Annotated in this window: 26 protein-coding genes; 19 read left to right on the top strand and 7 right to left on the bottom strand. The window is 72.9% G+C overall.

Annotation, left to right across the window (positions count from 1 at the left end; genetic code table 11):
* Positions 1–42 precede the first annotated feature (42 nt).
* The gene (locus tag I6A81_RS22120) at positions 43–615 is read left to right on the top strand and encodes a GNAT family N-acetyltransferase (protein ID WP_203004220.1); all 573 of its coding nucleotides are present in this window, start codon (positions 43–45) and stop codon (positions 613–615) included.
* A gap of 524 nt (positions 616–1,139) precedes the next feature.
* The gene (locus tag I6A81_RS22115; protein ID WP_203004219.1) at positions 1,140–1,589 is read left to right on the top strand and encodes a hypothetical protein; all 450 of its coding nucleotides are present in this window, start codon (positions 1,140–1,142) and stop codon (positions 1,587–1,589) included.
* Here the strand turns inward: I6A81_RS22115 and I6A81_RS22110 are convergent.
* On the bottom strand, positions 1,573–1,779 hold the full coding sequence (locus I6A81_RS22110) for a hypothetical protein (protein WP_203004218.1): 207 nt from the start codon (positions 1,777–1,779) through the stop codon (positions 1,573–1,575). The two genes, I6A81_RS22115 and I6A81_RS22110, sit on opposite strands and share 17 nt — an antisense overlap.
* Positions 1,780–2,339: 560 nt before the next feature.
* Here I6A81_RS22110 and I6A81_RS22105 point away from each other — a divergent pair.
* Entirely contained in the window at positions 2,340–3,575 is a 1,236-nt protein-coding gene (locus tag I6A81_RS22105) for an acyltransferase family protein (RefSeq protein WP_203004217.1), read from the top strand.
* 34 nt (positions 3,576–3,609) lie between these two features.
* Here the strand turns inward: I6A81_RS22105 and I6A81_RS22100 are convergent, their stop codons facing one another.
* Both I6A81_RS22100 and I6A81_RS22095 read right to left on the bottom strand, forming a co-directional pair.
* On the bottom strand, positions 3,610–4,353 hold the full coding sequence (locus I6A81_RS22100; RefSeq protein ID WP_203004216.1) for an MBL fold metallo-hydrolase: 744 nt from the start codon (positions 4,351–4,353) through the stop codon (positions 3,610–3,612).
* Positions 4,353–5,438, bottom strand: a complete 1,086-nt coding sequence (locus I6A81_RS22095; protein ID WP_203004215.1) for an S-(hydroxymethyl)mycothiol dehydrogenase — start codon at positions 5,436–5,438, stop codon at positions 4,353–4,355. The genes I6A81_RS22100 and I6A81_RS22095 overlap by 1 nt, the downstream gene beginning before the upstream one ends.
* A 633-nt stretch (positions 5,439–6,071) precedes the next feature.
* Between I6A81_RS22095 and I6A81_RS22090 the strand changes: the two genes are divergently transcribed.
* The 8 genes from I6A81_RS22090 (at position 6,072) to I6A81_RS22055 (ending at position 14,239) form a co-directional block, all read left to right on the top strand.
* On the top strand, positions 6,072–7,073 hold the full coding sequence (locus tag I6A81_RS22090) for an aliphatic sulfonate ABC transporter substrate-binding protein (protein ID WP_307874817.1): 1,002 nt from the start codon (positions 6,072–6,074) through the stop codon (positions 7,071–7,073).
* Between the two features lie 53 nt (positions 7,074–7,126).
* Complete coding sequence (locus I6A81_RS22085) at positions 7,127–7,993, top strand: TauD/TfdA dioxygenase family protein (protein WP_203004231.1); 867 nt, start codon at positions 7,127–7,129, stop codon at positions 7,991–7,993.
* Complete coding sequence (locus tag I6A81_RS45710; protein WP_307874816.1) at positions 7,990–8,949, top strand: ABC transporter permease; 960 nt, start codon at positions 7,990–7,992, stop codon at positions 8,947–8,949. Before I6A81_RS22085 ends, I6A81_RS45710 begins: the two co-directional genes overlap by 4 nt.
* The gene (locus I6A81_RS22075; RefSeq protein ID WP_203004213.1) at positions 8,946–9,770 is read left to right on the top strand and encodes an ABC transporter ATP-binding protein; all 825 of its coding nucleotides are present in this window, start codon (positions 8,946–8,948) and stop codon (positions 9,768–9,770) included. The genes I6A81_RS45710 and I6A81_RS22075 overlap by 4 nt, the downstream gene beginning before the upstream one ends.
* A 6-nt stretch (positions 9,771–9,776) precedes the next feature.
* Entirely contained in the window at positions 9,777–10,481 is a 705-nt protein-coding gene (locus I6A81_RS22070; RefSeq protein ID WP_203004212.1) for a TetR/AcrR family transcriptional regulator, read from the top strand.
* Between the two features lie 63 nt (positions 10,482–10,544).
* Positions 10,545–11,669 carry a pentapeptide repeat-containing protein gene (locus tag I6A81_RS22065; protein ID WP_203004211.1) on the top strand — a complete coding sequence of 375 codons (1,125 nt, stop codon included), beginning with the start codon at positions 10,545–10,547 and terminating at the stop codon, positions 11,667–11,669.
* A gap of 140 nt (positions 11,670–11,809) precedes the next feature.
* The gene (locus I6A81_RS22060; protein ID WP_203004210.1) at positions 11,810–13,036 is read left to right on the top strand and encodes a cytochrome P450; all 1,227 of its coding nucleotides are present in this window, start codon (positions 11,810–11,812) and stop codon (positions 13,034–13,036) included.
* Positions 13,037–13,282: 246 nt separating this feature from the next.
* Entirely contained in the window at positions 13,283–14,239 is a 957-nt protein-coding gene (locus I6A81_RS22055; protein ID WP_238429495.1) for an alpha/beta hydrolase, read from the top strand.
* A gap of 92 nt (positions 14,240–14,331) precedes the next feature.
* Here the strand turns inward: I6A81_RS22055 and I6A81_RS22050 are convergent, their stop codons facing one another.
* Entirely contained in the window at positions 14,332–16,173 is a 1,842-nt protein-coding gene (locus I6A81_RS22050) for a CehA/McbA family metallohydrolase (RefSeq protein WP_203010288.1), read from the bottom strand.
* A gap of 258 nt (positions 16,174–16,431) precedes the next feature.
* Positions 16,432–17,205 carry an SDR family oxidoreductase gene (locus I6A81_RS22045; RefSeq protein WP_203005374.1) on the bottom strand — a complete coding sequence of 258 codons (774 nt, stop codon included), beginning with the start codon at positions 17,203–17,205 and terminating at the stop codon, positions 16,432–16,434.
* 86 nt (positions 17,206–17,291) lie between these two features.
* Between I6A81_RS22045 and I6A81_RS22040 the strand changes: the two genes are divergently transcribed.
* Complete coding sequence (locus tag I6A81_RS22040) at positions 17,292–17,900, top strand: TetR/AcrR family transcriptional regulator (RefSeq protein ID WP_203005373.1); 609 nt, start codon at positions 17,292–17,294, stop codon at positions 17,898–17,900.
* 118 nt (positions 17,901–18,018) lie between these two features.
* On the opposite strand, the gene I6A81_RS22035 is transcribed toward I6A81_RS22040, so the two are convergent.
* Positions 18,019–18,564 (bottom strand): hypothetical protein, encoded by a 546-nt coding sequence (locus I6A81_RS22035; RefSeq protein WP_203005372.1) that lies wholly within the window; start codon positions 18,562–18,564, stop codon positions 18,019–18,021.
* Between the two features lie 68 nt (positions 18,565–18,632).
* On the opposite strand from I6A81_RS22035, the gene I6A81_RS22030 reads away from it, so the two are divergent.
* The 3 genes from I6A81_RS22030 (at position 18,633) to I6A81_RS22020 (ending at position 20,806) form a co-directional block, all read left to right on the top strand.
* Positions 18,633–19,226, top strand: coding sequence for a TetR/AcrR family transcriptional regulator (locus tag I6A81_RS22030; RefSeq protein WP_203005371.1), 594 nt, complete (start codon positions 18,633–18,635; stop codon positions 19,224–19,226).
* Between the two features lie 123 nt (positions 19,227–19,349).
* Positions 19,350–19,874, top strand: coding sequence for a SigE family RNA polymerase sigma factor (locus I6A81_RS22025; RefSeq protein ID WP_203005370.1), 525 nt, complete (start codon positions 19,350–19,352; stop codon positions 19,872–19,874).
* On the top strand, positions 19,871–20,806 hold the full coding sequence (locus I6A81_RS22020; protein WP_203005369.1) for a hypothetical protein: 936 nt from the start codon (positions 19,871–19,873) through the stop codon (positions 20,804–20,806). The genes I6A81_RS22025 and I6A81_RS22020 overlap by 4 nt, the downstream gene beginning before the upstream one ends.
* Before the next feature lie 147 nt (positions 20,807–20,953).
* Here I6A81_RS22020 and I6A81_RS22015 read toward each other — a convergent pair whose 3' ends face one another.
* A complete protein-coding gene (locus tag I6A81_RS22015; protein ID WP_307874824.1) occupies positions 20,954–22,123 on the bottom strand; it encodes a cytochrome P450 in 1,170 nt (389 codons plus the stop codon).
* A gap of 417 nt (positions 22,124–22,540) precedes the next feature.
* Here I6A81_RS22015 and I6A81_RS22010 point away from each other — a divergent pair, with 417 nt between their 5' ends.
* From I6A81_RS22010 to I6A81_RS21995, 4 genes are all read left to right on the top strand, one after another.
* A complete protein-coding gene (locus tag I6A81_RS22010) occupies positions 22,541–23,089 on the top strand; it encodes a GNAT family N-acetyltransferase (RefSeq protein WP_203005367.1) in 549 nt (182 codons plus the stop codon).
* Between the two features lie 185 nt (positions 23,090–23,274).
* Positions 23,275–24,117 carry an ABC transporter permease gene (locus I6A81_RS22005; protein WP_203005366.1) on the top strand — a complete coding sequence of 281 codons (843 nt, stop codon included), beginning with the start codon at positions 23,275–23,277 and terminating at the stop codon, positions 24,115–24,117.
* Positions 24,118–24,122: 5 nt separating this feature from the next.
* On the top strand, positions 24,123–24,962 hold the full coding sequence (locus I6A81_RS22000) for an ABC transporter permease (protein WP_307874815.1): 840 nt from the start codon (positions 24,123–24,125) through the stop codon (positions 24,960–24,962).
* A 78-nt stretch (positions 24,963–25,040) separates the two neighbouring features.
* Positions 25,041–25,421 carry a hypothetical protein gene (locus tag I6A81_RS21995; RefSeq protein WP_203005365.1) on the top strand — a complete coding sequence of 127 codons (381 nt, stop codon included), beginning with the start codon at positions 25,041–25,043 and terminating at the stop codon, positions 25,419–25,421.
* The last annotated feature ends 175 nt before the right edge of the window (positions 25,422–25,596 follow it).

Raw genomic sequence — 25,596 nt, 5'->3', positions numbered from 1 at the left:
GTCCCGGCGGCACCCGGCCTGTTTCCAGGGAAACGGACAAAGATGGTGGGCGAAGTTCGGCGTGTTTCCGCCGGCGACGGCGCGCGGCTGCGTGAGGTGCGGCTCGCGGCACTCGCCGAGGCGCCCGGAGCGTTCTGGCAGACCTGGGAGGCCGAGGCCGCCCGCCCGGACGACGACTGGCGGCGTCGCGCCGCCCGCAACGCCGCGGGCCATGCCCACGCGACCTTCCTGTTGGAGCACGACGGCGAACCGGTTGGCATGGTCGACGTCCATCAGCCTTCCCTGGTACCGGAGTTCCGCGAACTCGCGGCGATGTGGGTCGCGCCGGCGATGCGCGCGACCGGGGCCGCTGACCTGTTGGTGAGCGCGGCGGTGGCCTGGGCTCGCTCGGTCGGCGCGATCGGGGTCCGGCTGTGGGTGGAGATCAGGAACGTCCCCGCGCAGCGAATGTACCGGCGTCACGGGTTCACCCAGGTCGGCAGCCCGTCGCCCGACCGCGAGAATCCGGGCGGGAAGGTCTACCTGCTGATGGTGCTCGCCGTGGACCCCGACGCGTCCGCCTCGCGGGCTTTTCTTGCCCGCGCCAACGGTCCCTGGACCGACGAGTCCGGGTGAGCGCCCCGCGCGGCGCCACCCGGGGATCGCCGACCGGCGCACCCGACAACGACTGCCCGCCGCCCTGACCGTCAAGAAGACCCGGTACCTGTTCCTGTCATCCCTCGTATCCTCGCCGCCCTCGAGCCCGGCCCGTGCTGGCCTGGTGGCGGCGTCCTCCCTGGGCCAGCACGAAGGTCAGCCGCCACCGACGCCGCGGCCCCACCTCTCAACTGGTCACGGGCGGCTGAGGCGGGTGGTACGGGGATGCCGCGTCGAGCCGCGCCGCCCGCCGAGTCCAACTCCGCTGTCGGGGTCTCTTCTGGCCGGCCTCGATAACCTTGCCGCAGATCATCGAGGTGTCGCGTCGTCCGGGCATCGCAGCGCTCGGCATGTCAGTCAGGGGGAACATGGTGACGGCCACGCAGGGCGAGAGTGGGAACTCGGCCGGTTCGACGTCGCCCGGTGGGGAGTCCTCGGCGGGATCAGCGCCTCCCAGCGGCGAGGCTCTTCGTACCGGAGACGACGCGATCGCGGCCATCGAGATGGTCAGCAGCCGTATCGACAACGCCGACGGCAAGGTGGGCATCTTGGGCGCCGCGCTCGCCATCCTCGGCGGGACAGTTGTGACAAAGCACGGCGAGGTCGAGGCGGTATTCCGCGATCCGGGGGTCCGGGGAATCGCGGCCCTCGTGTTCGCCGCGGCGGGGATGGTCGCGTTGTGCGTCGCCGGAGTCGGCCTGTACTCCGCTCTGAAGCCCCGTACTCCCTACCACGGTCGCAACCGGTTCTCCTTCTCCTATCTCGCCGTGACCTCGTTGGACGAGGTGGTGACGGCGGCGACGCCGAATGACATCCGACGTGAGGCATGGGATCAGGCCAAGACCCTTGCTGGGATAGCTCTCGCGAAGTACCGCGGCTTCCTGCTCGCCCTGCGGGCCGGCGCCGCCGCCGCCCTGCTGTTCGCCGTCTTCACCATCACTCTTCCCAGCTGACCCAGCCCGTCGGACGGCCGCCGACCGCCGGCCGGCGGTTCGGCTGGTGCTCGGCGCGGTTCAGGCCGCCGTCGGGGGTGAACCCCCCGGACGTCACGAGATGATCGACACGGATCCGGCCGCCGGCCGGCTCGTCATCGGGGAAAGCGGCGGGCTGGCCGCCGCCCGGCGCGGCGACCAGCTCATCCACACCGGAGGCCGTGCGGCGCGAGGCCTGGACACAGGCCATGACGCTGGCCACCATCACCGCCCGAGAGTTCGACCTGTTCCGCCGCGCCCTGCTGGCGGGAGCGCTCTCCCTCGCTCTCGCCGCACTCTGGGTGATCGTCGGACACTGAGAGCCGCGGAGCGCTCATCCGACGGCCGCCCCGCGCGCGTCTCGGCGGAACGTCACCGGACGCGGCGCCGCGTGCACGCGCGGGCCGCGCCGCCCTGCCTTGCGCCACTGCGCGCCTGGGCTGCGCCATACGGCGAGAGCCTGCGACGGTGGGCAGCCAGCGGTCTGGACCCCGGGCGGGGCCGCACAACCCTCACGTTAGGGTGGATTTGCGCAGAGGGCGCGCGCGTATACAGACCGGGCGTTCCAACACCGCGAGGGAGAGCGCATTGACTCCGGCCGAGGCGACTCGACCGTTGGCGGGCCATGCTGGCAGCACCGGCCGGCCCACAGTTCCGATCAGAATCCGCGGAAGCCGACCGACCGGGCACGATCGCGTTCCAGCGGCCCAGGCCGGCCCGGATCCGTCGACCATGCCGTTGTTCGCCAGCCAGCGGGCGGCGAGCAACCCGGCGGCAGGACGGGCCGAGCGGCCGCCGGACGTCAACCTCCAGCTACCGACGCTCACCGGGCTGCGCGGCGTGGCCGCGTTGATGGTCTTCACCCGGCACATCTACGTCGATGTCGAGGTCCTGATCCCCGCGATCGCCGTGCTCGGCGATATCGGTTACGCCGGGGTGACGTTCTTCTTCATCTTGTCCGGATATGTCCTGGCCTGGTCGACCGGGTCGGGCACGGACAGCGCGTTCTGGTGGCGGCGGTTCGCCCGGATCTACCCGTTGTACTTCGTATCGGTCTGGATCTGGCTGGCGCTGGCCTGGCATTACGAGATGTTCGGCGAGTTCGGCTCGAAGCTCTTCGCGATCCTGCCGGCTCTGCTGCTCCTGCAGGCCTGGGTGCCCGATCAGTCGATCTACTTCGGCTGGGGCGGCGCCGTGCTGTGGTCGCTGTCCTGTGAGGCGTTCTTCTACCTCGCCTTCCCGATCATCTACCGGCGCCTGGCGGGCCGGGACACCCGCGGCCGGCTCCGGGCAGCCGCCGTGGTCGTCCTTCCGACCTCGCTGGTCGCGGTGACGGCCAGCTTCGCTGGTAACCAGTTCGACCTTGCCGCCTACGCCAACCCCGGGCTGCGGATCGGCGAGTTCGTGCTGGGGGTCGCGCTCGGCCTGATGGCGCGCGAAGGCGTCCGCGGATCGCGGCGGCTCCGCGCCGCGCTCGCCGTCGGCACGACTGCCTGGATCACCACCGCCTTCCTGCTCGGTTCCGACTACGGCCACCGGCACGGCCTGATCGACAGCTTCCTCATCCCTGCCTTCGGCGCGCTGATCTTCCTGATAGGCACGCGGGAAGCGGATGGAGGCCGGATCAGAGTGCTCGGCTCTCGCCCGGTGGTCTACTTCGGCGAGATCTCCTACGCCTTCTACCTGGTTCACCCGGTCGCGCTGACCATCGGCGTCGAGCTCGGCCTGTTCGACGTCACGACCGCCGCCAGGGCCGGGCTCGGCCTGTTCCTGTGCCTCGTGCTGGCGACCGCGCTCGCCGCCGTGCTGCACCACTCGGTGGAACGGCCCGCCCGGCGCCTGTTGATGCGCCGGCGGCTGTCCCGGTCGCGCCACCGCGCCGCGCACCGGATGCTGCCGTTCATTCCCTGGCAGGCACCGCGGGCTCACCGCTGGCCAGAGCCAGCGATCGCCGGAGGCGGCCGCTGACACCAGACAGCCGCTGACGCCTCCTCGCGGCCGGTCAGTGGCCGCGGTCGATCCACGACTGGCGGGCGGGCGCCTCCCGGCCGATCGTCGTGGAGCCGCCGTGGCCGGTGCGGACCACGGTCTCCGGCGGTAGGCCGAGGAGCTGGCCGGTGATCGAGTCGATGATGGTCGGGAAGTCCGAGAAGGAGCGGCCGGTGGCGCCGGGCCCGCCCTGGAACAGGGTGTCCCCGGTGAAGACCGTGCTCAGGGCGGGGGCGTAGAACGAGACGCTCCCCCAGGTGTGGCCCGGGGTGTGCAGCGCGGTCAGGCTGACGGCGTCGTCGCCGGCGCCGATCGTGAACTCCGCGCCGGCGGCGAGTTCGTGGTCGGGGGCGCGGTTCGGATGGGTCCGGTCCCACAGTTCCCGGTCGGCCGGGTGCAGCCAGATCCTCGCGCCGGTGGCGGCGGCGACGGCGAGGGCCGCGTCGACGTGGTCGTCGTGCGCGTGCGTGCACAGGATCGCGCGCAGCCGCCGGTCGCCGACCGCGGCGACGATCGCCGCCGCGTTGTGCGGCGCGTCGAGCAGCACGCATTCCTCGTCGTCGCCGATCAGCCAGACGTTGTTGTCGACGTTCCAGCGGCCGCCGTCGAGGGTGAACACCCCGGACGTGACCAGGTGATCGACGCGGATCCGGCCGCCGGCCGGCTCGTCGTCGGGCGGCGCCGCGGGCGGGCCGCCGTCCGGCGCGGCGACCAGCTCATCTCCCTTGCCGGGGGCGCGGTGGGTCGGGCCGCACATCAGAGCATCACGACCGAACGCAGCACATCCCCACGCTTCATCGCCTCGAAGGCCGCCTCGACGTCGGTAAGGGCGATCTTCTCGGAGACGAACGTCTCGAGCGGCAGCCGGCCCTGCAGGTAGAGGTCGATGAGCATCGGGAAGTCGCGTTCGGGCAGGCAGTCGCCGTACCAGGACGACTTCAGCTTCCCGCCGCGGCCGAACACGTCGAGCAGCGGGATCTCGAGGGTCATCTCCGGGGTGGGCACGCCGACGAGGACCACCGTGCCGGCGAGGTCGCGGGCGTAGAACGCCTGCTTCCAGGTCTCCGGCCGGCCGACCGCGTCGATGACGACGTCGGCGCCGAAGCCACCCGTGAGCTCCTGAATGGCCGTGACCGCGTCAGTCCGGCCGGAGTTGACCGTGTGGGTCGCGCCCAGCGTCGTCGCCAGCTCCAGCTTGCGGTCGTCGAGGTCGACCGCGATGATCCGCGCGGCGCCGGCGAGCCGGGCGCCAGCGATGGCCGCGCCGCCGACACCGCCGCAGCCGATCACCGCGACGCTGTCGCCGCGGCCGACCTCGCCGGTGTTCGTCGCCGCGCCCAGCCCCGCCATGACGCCGCAGCCGAGCAGCCCGGCGACCTCCGGCGGCGCGGCCGGGTCGACCTTCGTGCACTGGCCGGCGGCGACGAGCGTCGTCTCCAGGAACGCGCCGATGCCGAGCGCGGGGGAAAGCTCGGTGCCGTCCTCGAGGGTCATCTTCTGGGTCGCGTTCGCCGTGTCGAAGCAGTACCAGGGCCGGCCACGCCGGCAGGCGCGGCACAGGCCGCAGACGGCCCGCCAGTTGAGCACCACGTAGTCACCGGGAGCCACGTTGCTGACGCCGGGGCCGACCTCGGCCACGACACCGGCGGCCTCGTGGCCGAGCAGGAACGGGAAGTCGTCGTTGATCCCGCCCTCCCGGTAGTGGAAGTCGGTGTGGCAGACCCCGCACGCCTTGACGTCGACGGTCACCTCGCCGGGCCCCGGGTCCGGCACGACGACGGTGCGCAGCTCCACCGGCGCGCCCTTCCTCATCGACACGACGCCCTTGACCTGACGACTCACCGCATGCTCCTTCGCTCGGGAACGGGCCCGCTCCCGTTCCGGCCCGCTGGCGTGTCCGACGTCACAGCGTAGACATCATCGCCGCCGGAGGGTCGCTCCGCACAAGGGTCGCGCGACCGATTCGACACATCCGCGCCCGACGGGAGCGCGGCGCGCGGGCGCCGGCCGAATGGCGGCACAGCCCCGCCGACCGCGCTCGAGGCACGCCGCCGCCGTGGCCACCGTGACGACGGGCCTCGACGGGCACGGCGGGCGCGTGAAGATCGACCTGTAACAGTACCGCAGCATTTCCACCGAGTTGGTTGACAAACAGCTGACTTAACTGCTTCAGTGAGGGCACGGAAGACAAACCCGGCAACACGCCGAGGCGCCCGACGGCTCACTGACCCCGCCGTCCGCGACGCCTTGCCGCCGTCGCGCCGACCACCACGCGCCGTCGTCACCGTCCGTTTTCCGTTACTACGGACGCTGCCAGGCGCCGGTCTTTCGTGGGCTGCGTTCCGCCCACGGATCGCCCTTTCACGGCCGCATCGAGCATTCGCGGCCGCCTATCTGTGAGGAGCTCGTCCCGTGCTGCCTGCTCGCCGGGCCGGCCGAACGCGGCCGCGCCGCGCCCTCGTTCCGGTCCTTTCCGTGCTGATAGCCGTCGCCGGGCTCGCCGCCTGCGGCTCCGGCGGCGACGACGGCACACCGGCCCCGTCGGCCGCGGCCGTCACCGGGTATCCGACCGCCGTTCCCGCGGGCACCAAGCTGCGCGTCGGAGACCAGGGCGACACCCTGCGGGGACCCATCGAGCTGTCCGGGCAGGGCACCGACCTGCCGTACTCGGTCGACTGGTCGACGTTCGCGGCCGGCCCGCTGCTGCTCGAGGCGTTTCGCGCGAAGGCCGTCGACATCGGCTTCGTCGCGGACACCCCGCCGGTGCTCGCCGCCGCCTCCGGCCAGGACCTCGCCGTCGTCGCCTCCTGGAAGTCGTCCGGCGACCAGATGACGCTGGTCACCCGCCCGGGCAGCGACATCGACGACCTCGCCGACCTGAAGGGCAAGAAGGTCGCGTACTCCACCGGCACGATCCTGCAGGCGTTCGCGCTGCGGGCGCTCGACAGCGTGGGCCTGGGGCAGCGCGACGTCGAGCAGGTCAACCTGCTGCCGACCGACATCGGCAGCGCCCTGTCCCGCGGGGACGCGGACGCCGGCGTGCTCGTCGAGCCGCTCGCGAGCCCCTACCTGAAGGACAACCCGACGGCGCGCCTGGTCGTCAGCGGCGGCTCGGTCGCGCCGTTCGTCCAGTACCTGATCACCACGCGCGACGTGCTCGACGACCCGGCGAAGGCCGCGGCGATCGGCGACTTCGTGAAGCGATGGGTCAGGGGGCTCACCTGGCGCGACACCCACGTCGACGAATTCGTCCAGAAGCAGTACGTCGAGAAGCAGAACCAGCCGGCCGAGATCGGGAAGCTGCTGCTGACGAAACAGGGCGTGGCGACGTTCACGCCGATCGACGGCTCCGTCGTCGAGGGCGCGCAGAAACTCGCCGACCTGTTCAAGGACAGCGGCGTCATCCCCAAGAAGCTCGACATGTCGAAGCTTTTCGACACCCGTTACAACTCAGCGGTCGAGGAGGCCACGAAGTGACCACCACATCCGAAACCAGCGCACCGTCGGCCGTCGGGCTCGACGTGCGGCCGATGTCCGGGCACATCGGCGCGGAGATCTTCGGCGTCGACCTGCGGGCGCCGCTGGAGCCCGCCGTGGTCGCCGAGATCCGCGCGGCGCTGCTGAAGTGGAAGGTCGTCTTCTTCCGGGACCAGCCGCTCACCCCGGCCCAGCAGATCGCGTTCGGCCGGCTGTTCGGCGAGGTCACCCCCGGCCACCCGACGCTGCCGACGCTGGAGGGCCACCCGGAGGTCTTCCCGCTGGACAGCCGCGCCTACCAGGGCCTGGGCGACAGCTTCCGGGTCAAGAGCCTGTGGCACACCGACGTCACGTTCGTCCTGAACCCGCCGATGGGCTCGATCCTGCGCGGCCTGATCGTCCCGCCCTACGGCGGCGACACCCAGTGGACGAACCTGGTCACCGCCTACGAGACGCTCTCCCCCGAGGTCCGGACGTTCATCGACGGCCTGCACGCGGTGCACGTCAACCAGTTGCACCTCGAGTACGGCGACGGCAACAAGCTCGCCGCCCAGTTCGCGAGCACGCCGTACGAGACCGTCCACCCGGTGGTCCGGGTGCACCCGGAGACCGGCGAGCGGGCGCTGTTCGTCAACCCGAACTTCACCAAGCGGATCGTCGAGCTGTCGAACACCGAGGGCAAGGCGATCCTGAACCTGCTCTACGAGCACCTCGCCACGCCCGCCTTCACGGTCCGGTTCCGCTGGCAGCCCGACAGCATCGCCTTCTGGGACAACCGCGCCACGGCACACCTCGTCCCGACCGACTACGGCCACCTGGGCTACGACCGCGTGATGCACCGGATCACGCTGGCCGGCGACGTGCCGGTCGGCCCCGACGGCAAGCCGTCCGAGGCCCTCGAGGGCGGTTCGTTCTCGTGACCACCGCCGTCTTCGACGGTCAGGGCGCCGGAGCCGTCCTCGACGGCTCCGGCGGCCCGGCCGCGCCCGGGGCCCAGGCGGCTCCCGGAACGCAGCCGCACCGGGCCGGCAAGCCCGGACGTGCCGCGCCCGGCGGCGGGCCGGCGGGACGTGTCGAGATCGCGCTCGCCGACCCGGACCGGCCGGCGCGCCGGCCGGTCCCGCGCGGGCTGCGCCGGCTGCTCGGGCCGGTGCTGCTGGTCGCGCTCTGGCAGGTCGGCTCGTCGGCGGGCCTGATCGACTCCTCGGTGCTCGCCGGGCCCTGGACGGTGCTGCACACCGGCTACGACCTGGCCGCCGACGGCACCCTGCACGAGAACCTGCTGGTCTCGCTGCGCCGGGTCGCGCTCGGCCTGGTACTCGGCGTCGGCGCGGCGGTCGTGCTGGCCGTCGTCGCCGGGCTGTTCCGGCTCGGCGAGGACCTTGTCGACGCCCCGGTGCAGATCCTGCGCGCGGTGCCGATCCTGGGCCTCGTGCCGCTGGCGATCCTCTGGTTCGGCATCGGCGAGCAGGTGAAGATCTTCCTGGTCGCGCTGGGCACCGCGTTCCCGGTCTACATCAACACGTTCGCGGCGATCCGCGGCGTCGACGCCCGGTTCATGGAGCTGGCGCGCACCGTCCGGCTCAGCCGGGCCGCGGTCATCCGCCGGGTGGTGCTGCCCGGGGCGCTGCCCGGGTTCCTCGTCGGCCTGCGGTTCGCGCTCACCGTCTCCTGGCTGGTGCTCGTCGTGAGCGAGCAGATCAACGCCTCCAGCGGGATCGGTTACCTTATGGACCAGGCCCGCACCTTTGGCCAGACCGACGTCATCGTCGTCGGCCTCGCCGTCTACGGCCTGCTCGGCCTGCTGTCCGACGCCCTCGTCCGACTCCTCGAACGCCACGCGCTCGCCTGGCGTCGCGGCCTGGAGGCGACATGACCACCCTCGCGGCCGCCTTGGCGGCATCCGACGGCCGCGCGGCCGGCCCGACCGCCGACGAGGCAGGGGCACCGGCGGTGCGGGTACGCGGGGTGCGCCGCGAGTTCGCCGGCCGGGCGGTGCTCGCCGGGATCGACCTGGACATCGCGCCCGGCGAGTTCGTCGCCCTGCTCGGCCGCTCCGGCTCCGGCAAGAGCACCCTGCTGCGCATCCTCGCCGGCCTCGACCCCGACGCGACCGGCCACGCCACCGTCCCCGACCGCAACGCCGTCGTCTTCCAGGACCCGCGGCTGCTGCCGTGGGCGCGGGTGCTCGACAACGTCGCCCTCGGGCTGAAGGGCAAAGGGGCTAGGGCGGCCGCTGGCGCCGCGCTCGCCGAGGTCGGCCTCGGCGGCCACGAACGCGCCTGGCCGGCGACCCTGTCCGGCGGGGAGGCGCAGCGCGCCGCGCTCGCGCGGGCGCTGGTCCGCTCCCCCGGGCTGTTGCTGCTCGACGAGCCGTTCGGCGCGCTGGACGCCCTCACCCGCATCCGGATGCACACCCTGCTGCGTGACCTGTGCCGGCGTCACCGCCCCGCCGTGCTGCTGGTCACCCACGACGTCGACGAGGCGATCCTGCTCGCCGACCGCGTGCTCGTCCTGACCGACGGCCGGCTGTCCCTGGACGAGCCGGTCCGCCTGGCCGAGGCCCGCCACCGGTCCGACCGCGAGTTCGGCGCCCTGCGCGCCCGCCTGCTCGCCGAGCTCGGCGTCACCGACGACGAGACCGATGGCGAGACCGGCGAGGAGATGAGCATCGAGACCGACGTTGGCGCCGAGTAGCCGCCGATGAGCCCCACCACTGCCACAGCGCCCGAGCCGGCGCCTCCCGCGGCCGGGCCGCGGTCGCGGGAGGCGCGGCTGCGGCTCCTGCTCACCGCGGAGCGGCTCTACGCCGAGCGGGGACACGACGCGGTGTCGCTGCGCGAGATCTGCCGGGCGGCCGGCAACGGCAACAACAACGCGGTCCAGTACCACTTCGGTGACGAGGCGGGGCTGCTGCGGGCGATCGTCGCCTACCGGGTCGGCCCCCTCGACCAGCGCCGGGCGGCGCTGCTCGCGGCGGTGGGGGCGGCGGGCCGCGAGCCGGGCGCGCGGGAGCTGCTCGACGTCCTGCTGCGCCCGCTCGCCGAGGAGGCGCGCCGGCCGGACAGTCACTACGTCCGCTTCCTGCGCCGCTTCGGCTCCCATCCCCCCGAGCAGCACCCGTGGTGGTCGGCCGGCGAGCCGGCGGCCCCGGTCGGCCACGAGGTGACCCTGGCGATCCTGGACCGCCTCACCGCGGTGCCCGAGCCGCTGCGCCGGCTGCGGCTGCGGCACGCGACCATCATGTGCCTGACGGCCCTGGCCGACTACGACCGGCTCCCGGCACCCGGCCCGTCCCGGGACCCCCTCCTGGACTCCCCGGCCGGGGCCGTGCCCTACGAGCGGTACGTCACCGACCTGTTCGACATGGCGTCAGCCGCGCTCACCGCGCCCGCCTCGCCGTGCTGAGGGTGACAGCGGTCAGGTCGTTCTTGTCATGGCGTGTGGTGACAATGGCGTACAACCCTGTACATGGCCGGTACCGGGGGAACGCGGCGGCGTTCCGGGCAGCGTTGGCTATGGGTGGCGATCTGCGTCGCGGGGACGTTCGCGGCGGCGACCGTGGTGGCGGTGTTCCTGCTGCCTCCGGTGGTGTACCGGTCGGTGGACCCGACGGCGGACCATTCCGATGCGCGGGCGGCGTTGCAGTCTGGGCTGTTGACGGCGGCCGCGGCACTGGTCGCGGTCGTGGGCGGCCTCGTGGCGCTGGCGGAGACCCGGCGATCGAACGCGAACACCCACGTCCGCGAGCTCTATACCCGGGCGGTGGACCAACTCGGCTCGGAAAACATCACGGTCCGGCTCGGCGGGATCTACGCGCTGGAGCGCATCGCGAAGGATTCGCCGGACGACCAGCGCACCGTGGTCGAGGTCGTCTCCGCGTTCGTTCGGGAGAAGGCCCGCCCGTCGGCGCCAGCCCCAGCTGGGCCAGCTACCCCGGCCGGGCCGAGACGGCTCGAGCCCGATGTGCAGGCCGCGCTGACCATCCTGGGGCGCCTGCCCCTCCGTAGAGGTGTTCACCGCGCCGATCTGACCGACGCCGACCTGACCGGCGCCGAGTTGAGCTCGGCAAACCTGGCCGAGGCCCGGCTACACCGGACGAACCTGACCGGCGCCCAGCTGAACAACCTGATCCTGACGGGTTCCGCGCTGCTAGGGGCGAACCTGACCGGCGCTCGGCTGGCCGGAGCGGACCTGACCAACGCCCTGCTCGTGGAGGCAAACCTGACCGGCGCCCGGCTGGACGGGGCGGACCTGACCGGCGCGGTGCTGGTCGAGGCGAACCTGTCCCGCGCCCGGCTGGACGGCGCGAGCCTGAAGCGCGCCGTGCTGTTCGACGCGGACCTGACGCGCGCCTCGCTGTTCGACGCGAATCTGACCGACGCCACGTTGAACCTCGCGAACCTGACCGACGCCCGGCTGAACAGGACGGACCTGACCGGCGCCAGCCTGGACGCGACGGAGCTGGGTGGAGCGGACCTTGTCGACGCGCGGGGCCTGGTCCCGGGACAGCTGGATGTGGCAAGCGGGAACGCACGGACGCGACTGTCGACGGACTTCCAACGGCCGGCGTCGTGGCCACCGGCCGCGAGTTGACAGGCTGGGCCGCCTGCTCTTTCCCGGTCGCGCACGCCGCATAGCCACGACCCGAGGCACCCGCGGCGACGTGTGAACGTGACCCGAACCGTCCCGGCGTGCGACGCTCGTCACAGCGACGGGCGTCCAGGAGGGCAGCGGTGACGACCACCAACGAGAACGCGACGACGACCGGTGGCGAGGTCTACTACGACCCGTACGACGCGGTGATCGACGTCGACCCGTACCCGACGTGGCGGCGGTTACGGGACGAGGCTCCGCTCTACTACAACGAGAAGTTCGACTTCTACGCGCTCAGCCGGTTCGACGATGTCGAGGCGGGGCTCGCCGACTGGCAGACCTACCGGTCGGGCCGGGGCTCCGTCCTGGAGCTGATCAAGGCGAACATCACGCTGCCGCCCGGCAACATCCTGTTCGAGGACCCACCGGTCCACACGGTCCACCGCAAGATCCTCTCTCAGGTCTTCACCCCGAAGAAGATGCTGGCGCTGGAGCCGAAGGTCCGGGAGTTCTGCGCCCGCAGCCTCGACCCGCTGGTCGGCTCCGGCCGGTTCGACTTCATCAGGGACCTGGGCGCGCAGATGCCGATGCGCACGATCGGCTACCTGCTGGGGATCCCGGAGTCCGACCAGGAGGCGATCCGCGACCGGATCGACGAGGGCCTGCGGCTGGAGGGCGACGGCACCGACCTCGTCCCGGAGGTCGACTACACGGCCGGCGCCGAGATGTACGGCGACTACATCGACTGGCGGGCCCAGCACCCGTCGGACGACCTGATGACCGAGCTGCTCACGACCGAGTTCGAGGACGAGACGGGCACGCGGCGCACCCTGACCCGCACCGAGATCCTCACCTACATCATGCTGCTGGCCGGCGCGGGCAACGAGACCACGACCCGGCTGATCGGCTGGACCGGGAAGGTGCTCGCCGAGAACCCGGACCAGCGCCGCGAGCTCGTCGCCGACCGGTCGCTGATCCCGAACGCGATCGAGGAGCTGCTGCGCTACGAGGCGCCCTCCCCCGTGCAGGCCCGCTGGGTCGCCCGCGACGTCACCCACCACGGCCGGACGGTCCCCCAGGGATCCATCATGGTGTTCCTCAACGGCTCCGGGAACCGTGACGAGCGGCGCTACCCCGACCCGGACCGGTTCGACATCCACCGCGACGTCGGCCGGCACCTCACGTTCGGCTACGGCATCCACCACTGCCTCGGCGCCGCGCTCGCCCGCCTCGAGGGCCGCGTCGCCCTCGACGAGGTCCTCGCGCGCTTCCCCGAGTGGGACGTCGACTGGACGGGCGCCGTCCAGGCCCGCACCTCCACGGTCCGCGGCTGGGAGACGCTGCCCGTCGCCATCCCCACCTCCTGATCCTCGATCCTGAGCCTCGACCCGGACCTGGACCTGGAGGACCTGAACCGGAGCGCCGGAGCGCGCTGGTCCGGGTCCGGGTCACCGGCCGTGCCCGAGGCCGGGTCGCCCGGCCACCCGAAGTCTCATCGCGGGGCCACCCGAAGGCGTCCGGCGGGCGCCTGCCAGGCTGAGGGTGGCGCCGTCCCGCGCGGGGCGGTCGGGAAACCGGCTCACAGCAGGGGCGGATCGACGGGAGGTCGGGCGTTGGCGGACCTGAGCGCGCTACTCGGGGTCAGATCGGACATCGTTTCCGAGGAGGACCGGTGGCCGGCGCCAGCCGGCATGCGCGCCGACCTCGATCTCGCCTACGGATCGCTGTCCCGGGCCCAGCGCCTCGACCTGTTCCGCCCGCCCACTCCGGCCGCCGACGGTCAGTCGGAGGGCGGCCGGGCGGCGGCGCTGCCGGTCGTCGTGGCGCTGCACGGCGGCGGGTTCCTGCGCGGGAACAAGAAGCACATGCGCCGGTTCGCGCACGCGCTGGTGCCGCGGGGCTACGCGGTGGCCAGCGTGAACTACCGGCTCTCCGGGGAGGCGGCCTTCCCGGCGGCGGTGGTGGACGTGAAGGGCGCGGTGCGCTGGCTGCGGGCCAACGCCGACCGGTATGGCCTGGATCCGACGAGGATCGCGGCCGTGGGCGAGTCGGCCGGCGGCTATCTCGCCGCGATGCTCGGCACCTCCGGCGACCTCGTCTTCCCGCAGGACGCCGCGCTGGGAAACCACGGCGTCCCGCACGCCGTGCAGGCCGTCGTCGACCTCTTCGGCCCGGTCAACTTCCTGACGATGGACGCCCAGCAGCGGGCGAACCCGCATGTGCGGCGCCCGATGGTCCACGACGCCCGCAAGTCGCCGGAGTCGCTGTTCCTGGGCCGGCGGATAAGCAAGGTGCCGGACCTGGTCCGCGAGGCCAACCCGGTCAGCTACCTCAGCCCGGGCCGGACCCCGCCGCCGTTCCTCATCGAGCACGGCGACCGGGACAGCTTGGTGCCCTACCAGCAGTCCGAGGAGCTGGCCGCCGGCCTGCGCGCCGTCGGCGGGTCCGTCGAGCTGACGATCCTGCCCGGAGTCGAGCACGGCCTGGCGTTCCCGCTCGCGGACCGCCTTCCCGGCATCGTCGCCTTTCTCGACGGCGCGCTGCGCCCCGCGCGGACGACCACCTCCTGACGGCGCGGGCGAGCCGAGGGACTCGGCCCGGATCCCGTGATCCGACGACCAGGACCTGACGACGATCCAGGCGCGGGTACGGCCAAGCGGTGTCAGGCCGTGGTGACCCGGCGAGGGCCGGGGCGGTCCGGCGGGGGCGCGGTCATGGGGCGCAGGTCGGCGGGCGGGTCGCCGGCGGCGAGGAAGATCGGGTTGGTGAGGCATTCCATGTCGAGTTCGCCGGCGAGCGGCTGGCCCGGGTAGTCGCGGCGGGCGCCGCGCACCTCGACACGGACGAAGCCGCCCCCGGCCCCCTTGTCGGTGGCGCCGGCCGGAATCGGGATGGTCGCCTCGATGGTCTGGTCGTCGGCGGTCAGCGGGGTCGTGGACAGCACGCCGTCCTGGGTGAGCAGGATCGCCCGGTAGCCACCGCCGCGACGGATCCGGACCTTCACCTCGACCGGGTCGCCGGCGGCGCCGTAGACCGTGCCGCCGACGATCGCCTGCTGGCCGGGCCGGGTGGCGGTCAGGTAGCACTCGACGCCGTCGGGGCGGCGGGTGACGAAGCTGCGCCCGGCGCGCAGCGCGGCGACGACCGCCCTGGTCTCGAGGGCGTCGGCGTAGACGATGGTCGTCGGGGTGCCCGCGCGGAAGCCGTACTGGTTGTCGACGCCGTGCAGGTCGCTGCCGCCGTTCGCCCAGACCCGCCAGCCGCGGCGCAGCATGCCGTCCCAGGCGCGCACCGACTCCTCGTCGTCCGGCCCGAACGAACCGGTCCAGACCTCGTAGCCGTCGGTGCGGCCGGCGGGCCGCTCCATCTCGGCGCCGAACCCCCATTTCAGGGACGGGAAGGACGGGTGCGCGGCGGCGACGTAGGCGCCGAGGTCGCGGGCGGTGGCGATGAAGCGGTCGATCCGGGCGCCGTTCTCGATCAGCGCCACGCCCTCGGGCGAGTGCCGGAAGTCGAGCCAGTCGCCGACGTCGATCCCGGAGACCGTGGCGTGCCCGTTGAACCAGTCGGTCATCTCCTCTCCGGGCATCAGCAGGACGTCGGAGCCGGCGTCGCGGCCGAGGAACAGGTTCTGCGAGACGACGTTGTGGTCGGTCATCGCGACGAAGTCGAGGCCGAGCTCGCGGCAGGTCCGCGCCCAGTCCGCCGGGGTGAGCGCCGTGCGCTGCTTCCAGGCGTCCGACGACTCCGGGGTGTGGCAGTGCAGGTCGCCGCGGTACCAGCCGGGCCGGTCGAGCACGGTGCCGACGGTGGCGCCGGCGGTGAACGGCTTCGCCGGCGCCGGCCCGCCGGACAGCGTGACGGTCACCCTGATCTGCGACGGGGCGGGCACGGCGAACACGGGCACGATCACCGTCCAGCGGCCCGGCTCGACCGGACCGGGCAGGAAGCTCTGCGACGCGCTGTCCGCCGCGACGAAGAACGAGGTCCGTTCCTCGCCGTAGATGCCGCGGAAGCCCGGCGATCCGTAGGCCGGGCCGCGATGGTCGAACAGGCCGACGCCGACCTTGGCGTTCGGGTCGGCCTTCTCCAGGTCGACCTGGACCCGGTTCACCCCCGGGCCGACGTCGAACGGCAGGTACAAATACTGGCCGCGGGAGGCCGCGGTCGCCGTGAGCACCACCCGCCGGGCCGGTGGGAAGCTCGTGACGGTCGCCCGCGGCGCCCCCGCGCTCGACCCGCCGCCGTCCGAGCAGGCGGCGAGCCCGAGCGTGGCCGCCCCGCCGAGGATCAGCCCGCGCCGCGACGGCCAGCGCCGCCACCGCCCCGGCGGCGCCAGCGGCGCGGTGTCCGGCGCCGTCTCAGGCGCCGCTGGTTCGCCGGGCGGCGCTGGCTCCGTGGCCGGACTGGCGGCGGGTCCGGCCGCGGGGGGTGCGGCCCAGGCCGCCGGCGGTGACGCCGGGGCGGTGGCCGGGGTCGAGGCTTCGTCGCCGTGCCCACACATGCCAGCAGTGTGCGCCGCGCCACTGCCGCCCCGTCCGCCGGTCCGCCCGGTTCAGCCGAGTTTCTCGCTCGACTCGCTGCCGCACCGCGCGATGCACGGGATGATCCCGCATTCGCGGAGGAAGGCGCGCAGGTAGCCGTGGTCGTAGCCCCTGGCGGGACGTGGCAAGGACGACGATTCATGGGCGTGCCAGCGGGTCCTCCGGGCCCGGCCACGGGCTGGGCTCGTAGTCGCCGTTCGGTGTCCTGGTCGCCGGCCCTAGAAGGTCGGGCCGAGCAGGAGGCCGCCGGACGCGTCGATGGCCTGCCCGGTGATCCAGCGCGAGTCCGGCGAGGCGAGGAACGCGACGACGTCGGCGATGTCGGCTGGCTGTCCGAGCCGGTTGAACGCCGACCACGACGCCGCCAGTTCGCTCATCCGGGGATCGGAGAGGAAGAACGTGATGTCGGTCTCGACGATGCCCGGCTCGACGGAGTTGACCGTGATGTTGCGTGGCCCGAGCTCCAGCGCGAGCGTGCGCGTCAGGGCGTTGAGCGCGCCCTTGGTCATCGCGTAGGCGATGAGCATCGGGGTCGCCAGCCGGGCGGCTCCCGACGAGATGTTGATGATGCGGCCGCCGTCGCGGAGCCGGTCGAGGCCGTGCTGGAGAATGAAGAACGGCGCCTTGGCGTTCACCGCGAAGACCTCGTCGAAGCTCGTGTCCGCGACGTCGCCGACCGGGGCGTAAAGCGCGATCCCGGCGTTGTTGACGATCACGTCCACGTGCGGCGAGTCGGTGAACTCGCGGACGCCCTTGTCGAAGGCCGACCACAGCGCGTGCGCGTCCCCGGCCCGTCCGAGCTCGGTCCGCAGCACGAACGCCTGGCCGCCGGCCGTCGTGATGGCGGCCAGCGTGTCCCGGGCGGCCGCCTCGTTGCTGCCGTAGTGAACGGCGACGAGGGCGCCCTCGCGGGCCAGCCGCTGGGCGATGCCCCGGCCGATCCCCCGGCTTGCGCCGGTCACCAGCGCCGTCTTGCCGGCCAACGTACCCATGCTCAGCCACCCTTTCCTAGCGACCACTACAGAACCTCGCCGGCTCACCGTAGCAGGTTCTTTAATGACCGCTATAGAATCCCGTCATGACCACCTCCCGTGGTGGGCGACCGAGGGAGTTCGACCGAGCCACCGCGCTCGAGCGGGCACTGGTTCTGTTCTGGGACCGGGGCTACGAAGCCACCTCGATCGCCGACCTCACCGCCGCGATGGGCGTCGGTCCCCCGAGCCTCTACGCCGCCTTCGGCAGCAAGCGGGCGCTGTTCGACGAGGTCCTCGAGGTGTACTGCGAGGTGTACCGGGCCTTCATGGTGCGGGCGTTCAGCGAGGAACCGACCTTCCGGCGCGGGCTGGAACGGCTGCTGCGCGAGGCCGCCGCCGCCTACACGCGCCCGGACCGGCCGCCCGGCTGCCTCGCCGTCAGCGCCGCGGTCAACTGCGGGTCGCCCGAGGTCGAACAGTCGCTGCGCGCGCTGCGCACCAGCGGGGTCGACGCGCTCGAGCGCGCGATCCGTGCCGCCATCCGCGCCAGCGAGCTACCGGAGGACGCCGACGCGCGGTCGCTGGCCGTGTTCACGGGCGTGGTCCTGCAGGGGATGGCCCAACAGGCACGTGACGGCGCCTCGCGTCGAGAGCTGGAGTCCACCGCGATGATCGCGTTCAGGGCGTGGCCGTGGCCGGCGAGCCGATCCTGATCGACCGTGACCAGCACGACGAGGAGCGGACCCGAACAGGTCGATGATCGAGTGGTGCCGCGGCACGGGTGGATGCCCGCGTCCGCGGCCCGCGCCCGGTCGCGCCTCGGATCCCTCCTCAGCCCGTTTCGGCGAGCCGCCTGGGCTTGCGCGGCCAGACGGTGTAGCTGGTGGCCCAGATCAGGTCGACGACGAAGATGATGGCCAGCAGCGGGTAGCGGGCCTCCAGGTCGCTGGTCCGCTCCGGGTCGCCGACGAGCACCGTCAGGAACCAGAGGGCGGCCGCGGCGACGAGCACGCCGGTCGCCGTGCGGCGCACGTTGTGCCAGCACTCCCGCGTGTACGCCCCGCCGTGCAGCCGGACGGGGGCGGGGCCGCCGGCGAACCGGTGCGCGAAGCGGACATCCGCCCACTGGATCAGCTTGTGGCCGTAGGCGACCGAGAAGCCCAGGTAGAGGGCCGCCAAGCCGTGGAAGGGGTTCGCGGTCGCGCCCGCGCGCAGGTCGAGCGCCGTCGCCACCAGCAGGACCACGTCGACCAGCGGCGTCAGGGCCAGCAGGACCAGGCCCGCCCGCCGCCGGCGCAGCACATAGCGGGTGGCGAGACCAAGGCCGACGAGCACCCAGAAGCCGATCTCACAGGCGACGATGACTCCGGCGATCACAGCTCCTCCTTTTCGTAGCACGGCTGTACTAGAAAAAGACGGTAGCACGGGCGTGCTAGTTTGCGCTCGTGCCGAGGACGATCGACCGCGACGCCCGCAAGGCCCAGCTCGCCGAGGCCGTCTGGCGGATCGTCGTCGAGCGCGGCATCGGCGCCGTCTCCGTGCGCACCGTCGCCGAGCAGGCCGGCGTCGTCGTCGGCTCGCTGCGCCACGTCTTCCCGACCCGGGCCGAGTTGCTGGAGTTCTCCGCCGAGCTCGCGGTCGAGCGCGCCAGCGCCCGCATCCGCGCCACCCCCCAGGCCGACGACCCGCTGGAGTACGCCTTCCGGATCGTTCGCCACCTGCTGCCGCTGGAACCGGACAGCCGGGCCGAGCTCGAGATCTGGATCGCGCTGCTCGCCGAGAGCCCGGTCGTGCCACGGCTCGCGGCGATCCGCGACGAGGCCAACCAGCAGGTCGAGGACCTGTGCATCCAGGTCGTCGAGTTCCTCACCGCTCGGCCCCGCGACGAGCGCACCCTGGCCGACGGCCGGCGGCTGCACGCCCTCGTCGACGGCCTCGCGTTCCACCTGCTCACCCAGCCCCGCGACGCCGACCCCGCCTGGGCCACGGACCTCGCCCGCGAGGAGCTCACTCGCCTCGCCGCGGCCTCGTCCTCGTAGCCGACGCCCGCCGTCCGCGGGCCGCTCGGCTGGCAGCCGTCCCGCCCACCGCCGTCTCGTCGTCGACCGGGTCAACCATTCTGGTTCGCGCGTCGTACTTGGTGGCGACGGAAGGAGGTCCGAGTGCGTGGCAGGAACACGTTCGACGGACTCGATGCGTTCGTCGCCGAACGCGGCGACGCGCTGCTCGCGACGGCGGTGCTGCTCACCGGCAGCCGGGCGGCCGGCGACGACCTGGTCCAGTCCGCCCTCGAACGGCTGATGCGGAACTGGCACCGGATGTCCGGTGACCCGGAGGGTTACCTGCGCCGGACGATGTACCACCTCGCGGTCGACGACTGGCGGCGCCGCCGCCGGCGTCCCGAGGTGTTCGCCCCCACCGAGCCGGCGCCGCAGCCGGACGGCACCGACACCCTGGACCTGCGCGGTGCCCTGGTGCAGGCGCTGGGGACGCTGCCGCCCCGGCAGCGGGCGGTTCTCGTGCTCCGGTACTGGGAGCAGCTGACCGAGGCCGAGGCCGCGGCGGTGCTCGGCTGCTCGGTCGGGACCGTGAAGTCCACCGCCTCGCGCGGGCTGGCCCGCCTGCGGGACGTCACCGCCGCCTGGGCCGTCGAGGAGACCCACACCAGGAACGGAGTTGCCTCATGACCACCGATCTCGAACGGGAACTCACCGCCGGCATGGCCGAGCGGGTCGCCTCGGTCCGCCTCGGCGGTGACGTCCTCGTGGCGGCGGCCCGCCGGCATCGCCGCCGGGTCGTGGCGCGCCGCGCGGCGTCGGCCACCGGCACCCTCACGGTCGCGGGTGCCGTCCTGGTCGTCGCGATCGGTGGCGGCCCCGCGGGGCCGGCGGCGCCACCGCCTGGCGCGGTCTCGCCTGGCGCGACCTCGCCGGCCGTCATCGCCGAGCTCCCGACGGTCGCGTTCGTCGCGGCGCGGGTCGACGCGGCGGTGTCGAACACCGGCGACGTCGTCCAGCACGTCGTGAGCCAGGTGACGTTCGACGGTCAGACCAGCCAGAGCGAGACCTGGTTCGACACGGTGACCGGGGCGCAGCGCATCGTCGGCGCCGACTCGCCGAGCAGCCCGCGGCGCGACCAGGCCATGGCCGAGGCCTCGCCCGGTGGCAACGTCGTCACGACGGTCGTGGACTTCGCCAGCCGGACCTGGTGGACCGAGACCTTCCCGCCACGGTCGGCCGGCGAAGGTCCGTACGTCGGCGGCGGCCTGCTCGGCACGACGCCGTCCGACGTGCGCGACTCGCTGACCGGCGCCTCCGAGTCCTGGACGGTCGTCGGTCCGGCGGAGCTCGACGGCAGGGCCACGATCTGCCTGCGCCGCGACTTCAAGGACGATGCCCCCGGGACCGGCGGCTCGGAGCAGATCTGGGTGGACGCCGAGACCTACGACGTGCTCCGGACCCAGGCGGAGAAGGCGACCCCGGGCATCAGGATGACGGTGCGTTCCGATTTCAGCGAGCTGGCGCGGACGCCGGACGCGCTGGCCAATCTGACCGTCGTGCCACCGGCCGGCTTCACGCGGGTGCCGCCGCCGGTCTCGGCGCCGGAGGGCGTCGGCTGACCCGCCGGCAGCCGGGTGGCTCCGCCAGGGGCGGGCTCGGCCAGGCGTGAGGAGCTCAGCGCATGATCGATGGCCGGCCCGCGAACCCTCCCTCGGAAGGGTTCGCGGGCCGGGTGACGGGTGTGCCCGGTGACGCCGCCGCGCGGCTCAGCCGGTGAGGACCGGAAGCGACTCCCAGCCGCGGACCACCGACGTGCGGGCGCGCACCGCGCGCGGCCAGTCGACCTCCCAGGTGGGAAAGCGGCGCAGCACCTCCTCGAGGGCGACGCGGCCCTCGAGGCGGGCGAGCGCGGCGCCGAGGCAGTGGTGGATGCCGTAGCCGAACGTGAGGTGCCGGCCGACGTCGCGGTGGATGTCGAACCGGTCCGGGTCGGGGTAGCGCCGCTCGTCCCGGTTGCCCGCGCCGACGAGGAAGACCATGACACTGCCCTCAGCGACCGGCTGGCCGTGGTGCACCACGTCGCGGGCGACGTAACGGGCGTGCGCGGGGGCCGGCGCCTCGTAGCGCAGCAGCTCCTCGACCGCGTTCGGGATCAGCGCCGGGTCGGCGACGAGCTCCGCTCGCTGGTCGGGGTTCTCCGCGAGCGCCTTGCCGGCCCAGCCGATCAGCCGGGTCGTCGTCTCGTTGCCCGCCGCCGCCAGCAGGTTCACGTAGACCAGGATCTCCGACCGGGTGAGGGTGCGCGTCGTCCCCGTCTCGTCCTCGAACTCGGTGGTGAGCAGCTCGGTCATCAGGTCGTCCGACGGGTGGCGGGCCCGCCAGTCGATGTACTCGGCGTACTGGGAGCCGTCGCTGACCGTCGGCGCCAGGTCGGTGCCGTCGCCCTCCAGCCGCAGGCCCTCGTCGATCCCGTCGCGGATCGACTCCTGGTCGGACTCCGGGATGCCCAGCAGGTAGCCGATGGTGCGCATCGGCATCGGCGCGCCCAGGTCCGTGACGAAGTCGAACCGCCCCGCGCCGACGAGCGGGTCGAGGCTGCGCGCGCAGAACTCCCGGACCTTCGCCTCCAGGGCCAGCATCTTCTTCGGGGTGAAGACCCGGGAAAGGATGCCGCGGTGCACGGTGTGCGCCGGCGGGTCCTCGAACAGGATGAGGCCCGGCGGCAGGTCCAGGTCCGCCTTGATGAACTCCAGCACCGAGCCGCGCCCCGACCGGTAGGTGCGCCAGTCGGCGAGCCCCGCCTCGACGTCGTCGAACCGGCTCAGCGCGAAGAAGTCGAACTTCTCGTTGTAGTAGAGCGGAGCCTCGTCCCGCAGCCGCCGCCAGGCCGGATACGGGTCGGCGTCGATGACGGCGTCATAGGGGTCGTAGTAGATCCCGGCCCGGTCGGCCTCCGCGTCGGCCTCAGGACCGGCCCCGGGGCCGGCCGCCGCGTCCGGATCCTGGTTGGTGACCGTCACCGCTGGACCTCCTGACCACGGACCGATGTGACGCCTGTCGCACAGCCAATATCGCTCACCTGAGCTCACGATGCGCCCAAACAAGCACCCCGCGAAACCCGCGTGCCTGCTCCGACCCGGTCTTGGGGCGTTTACCCGACGTCCGAGAGCAGGGATCTCGCTGCTCAGGTTGCGAGACCAGCAGGGCGCCGATCCGGTGGCCGTGGCACTCCACGTCGACCTCGGCACCACCGGCAAGCTGGCCGTCAGCGCCTGGACACGCCCACCGGCGTAGACCCGGTGCCGCGCGGAAACCCGGTGGCCGAGCCGGTCGGTGACGCGGATCATGGGATCGTGCCCGAGCTGCGGACCGCGCGCCTGGTCCTACGTCCTGTGACGGCCGCGGACCGGTCCTGGCTGCGTGACCTGTGGGACTCACCGGCGGTCCGCCGGTACCTGTTCGACGACGTGGCGGTTACCGCGGATCAGGTGGCCGAACTGGTCGAGGCGAGCGTGACGACGATGGCCGCGTCCGCGCGCGGCCTGTGGGCCCTGCGCCGCGCGACGCCCGGTCCCGAGACTCGGGCCGGTGAACCGGTCGGGGAACCGGTCGGGGTGTGCGGGCTGATGGACCGCGCGGCCGGCGACGGAGTCGAGCTGGTGTGCTCTCTCACCCCGGCGCGCTGGGGCCAGGGCCTCGCCCAGGAGGCGTCGCGAGCGGTTCTCGCGCACGCGTTCGCAACGCTGGGGCTCGCGGAGGTCCACGCCGAGGTGGACGAGGCGAACGGCGCGTCGCTCGCGCTCGTGCGCCGCCTCGGGGCGACGCGGACCGACACGCGGCAAGGCGATCACGGGCCGCTGCACGTGTACCGGCTGCGACCGGCCGGCCAGGACACGTCCTGATCGGTCCGGCCTGGGCGACATCGCGTCGTGTTTCCTCCGTGGGCGCCGCCGTGGGCCACGCGGAGGTCACGGCGGCTGGGGCAAGGCCCCGCGCGGGGCGCGCTCGCCGGGGACACTGGTGACGGCCAGTCCTGGCCGGCGACGGGCGGCCGGCGAGAGCGCGGAGCCCGCGGGGGAGGGTGCCGATGGCTGTCGAGGCGACCCGGGCCCGTCCGAGCGAGGTCTGGGCCGAGGCCCGGGCGTGGGCGGCGGTCGCGGCGGCGACCGCGAAGGTCAACGTGGCCTACCGGGCGACGGTCGCGGCGTCGACACTGTCGAACGTCATCATGACGGTGCTGCGCGGCTATCTCGCGATCGCGGTCTGGGAGGCGCGGCCGGGCCTCGCCGGCTATGACCTGGACGACGCGATCACCTTCGTGGTGCTGGGGCAGGCGCTGGTGACCACGTTCGCGGTGTTCGGCGGGATGATCGACGTGCCGTGGCGGGTGGAGAGCGGCGCGATCGTCGTCGACCTGGCGAGGCCCTTCGGGTTCCTGCGCTGGTGGCTGGCCCGGGAGCTCGGGCGGGCGGCGGTGTTCTTCGCCAGCCGGGCCGTGCCGGCCGGTGTCGTCGGCGTGGCGCTGTTCGGCGCCCAGCCGCCCGCCTCGCGGGCGGCCGGCGCCGCGTTCGCCGTGAGCCTGGCGCTGGCGCTGCTCGTCGGGTTCGCCATCCGCTACCTGGTCGCGATGACCGTGTTCTGGACGACGGACGTGCGCGGCGTGCTCGCGGCGTCGTCGCTGGCGCTGACGTTCTTCTCCGGCGCGGTGCTGCCGCTGACGATCTTCCCGGGGGTGTTCGGGTCGGTCGCCCGGGCGCTGCCGTTCGCCGCCGTGCTGCAGGTGCCGATGGATGTCTACCTGCGCCCGGCCGGCGGGGCCGGGATCGGGCAGCTGCTGGCGTTCCAGGCCGGCTGGGCGGCCGCGCTGTTCACCGTGAGCTGGCTGGTGACCCGAGTCGCGCTGCGCCGGCTCGTCACCCAGGGCGGCTGACGGCCGTGGCGCCCGTCGACGAGGCCGGCCCGGTCGGTGTGCTGCGCGCCCAGCTGGGCGCCTACCTGCTGCTGGTGCGCATCGCGTTCCGGCAGGCGGCGCAGTACCGGGCCTCGCTGGCGCTGATGACCGCCACCGAGGTCGCGGCGACCATGCTGGACCTGGCCGCGATCGGGATCGTGTTCGCCCACCTGCCGGCGCTCGACGGTTTCTCGCTCGCCGAGGTGGCGTTCCTGTACGGCACCTCGGCCCTCGCGTTCGCCCTCGCCGAAGCGCTGGTCGGGCCCGTCGACCGGCTTGGCTGGCATATCCGGGACGGACGGTTCGACGTGGTGCTGATCCGACCGGTGAGCGTGCTCGTCCAGGCGGCGACGCTCAGCTTCGCGCCGCAGCGGATCGGCCGGGTCGTCCAGCCGGCGGTGATCGTCGTCGTCAGCTGCGCGGCGCTCGACGTCGACTGGACAGCGGGCAGGACCCTGCTGGTCCCGGCGATGGTGCTGTGCGGGACGGTGATCGCCGGGAGCGCGTTCGTCGCCGCCGCGTCGGTGCTGTTCGTCGCCCCGGACGCGACCGTCGCCGTCGCCGCGCTCGCCCAGGGCTCGGCGCTGGCGGCGCGCTACCCGATGACGATCTACGGCCGGCGCCTCGGGCTGCTGCTCACCGTCGCCGCGCCGATCGGGTTCGTCAGCTGGCTGCCGGCGCTGTACGTCCTCGACCGGCCCGACCCGTTCGGCCTGCCGTTCGCTACCCGGTTCGCCTCGCCGCTGGTGGCGCTGCTCGCCGCCGCCGTCGCGACGCTCGCCTGGCGCGCCGGGGTCCGCCGGTATCGGAGCACCGGGAACTGACCACCAAAGGAAGGAGTTCCGGCGAAACTTTTACTCTCAAGGCCTTAAGAAAACCATCCCGCGGTCGCCCTGCTCTCCATGCTCTGGCACCGCACGAAGGCGCGGCAGGCCTTCCCCGCGCTGGCCGAAGGCATGCAGACACTCAGCCCCGAGATGGGCGAGAAGTATCATGAGATCGTCCTGGCCGGGCTACCCGAGGCGCTCAGGTCACTCTGGGAGGACTACATGGCCACCATGGTCAAGCGCGAGTACCGCAGCAAGATCTTCCGCGACCTCCAGGCCAAAGGCAAGGCGGAGGGCAAGGCCGAAGACCTGCTGACCATCCTGGAGATCCGCCGCGTGCACGTGCCCGACGACGCCCGCGAACGCATCATCGCCTGCACCGACCTCGACCAGCTCGACATCTGGCTCCGCCGCGCCGTCACCGCCACCACCCTCGACGACGTCATCCGCGAGTAGTCGCGACGCATCCACCGCCCTCTGGACCGGCCAACCTCCGCGAACCCCCGTCTTGAGGCCCGCGTTCGGCCTGCCGCTCGCTTCCGGTTCGCCTCGCCGCTGGTCGCGCTCGTCACCACCGCCCTCGCGACGCTGGCCTGGCGTGCCGGCGACCGCCGCCATCGAAGCACGGGGA

The organism is Frankia nepalensis, assembly GCF_016786325.1.
GTDB lineage: Bacteria > Actinomycetota > Actinomycetes > Frankiales > Frankiaceae > Pseudofrankia > Pseudofrankia nepalensis.
Note: the sequence above shows the minus strand (reverse complement) of the source record. Positions and strands in the feature narration are given on the sequence as shown.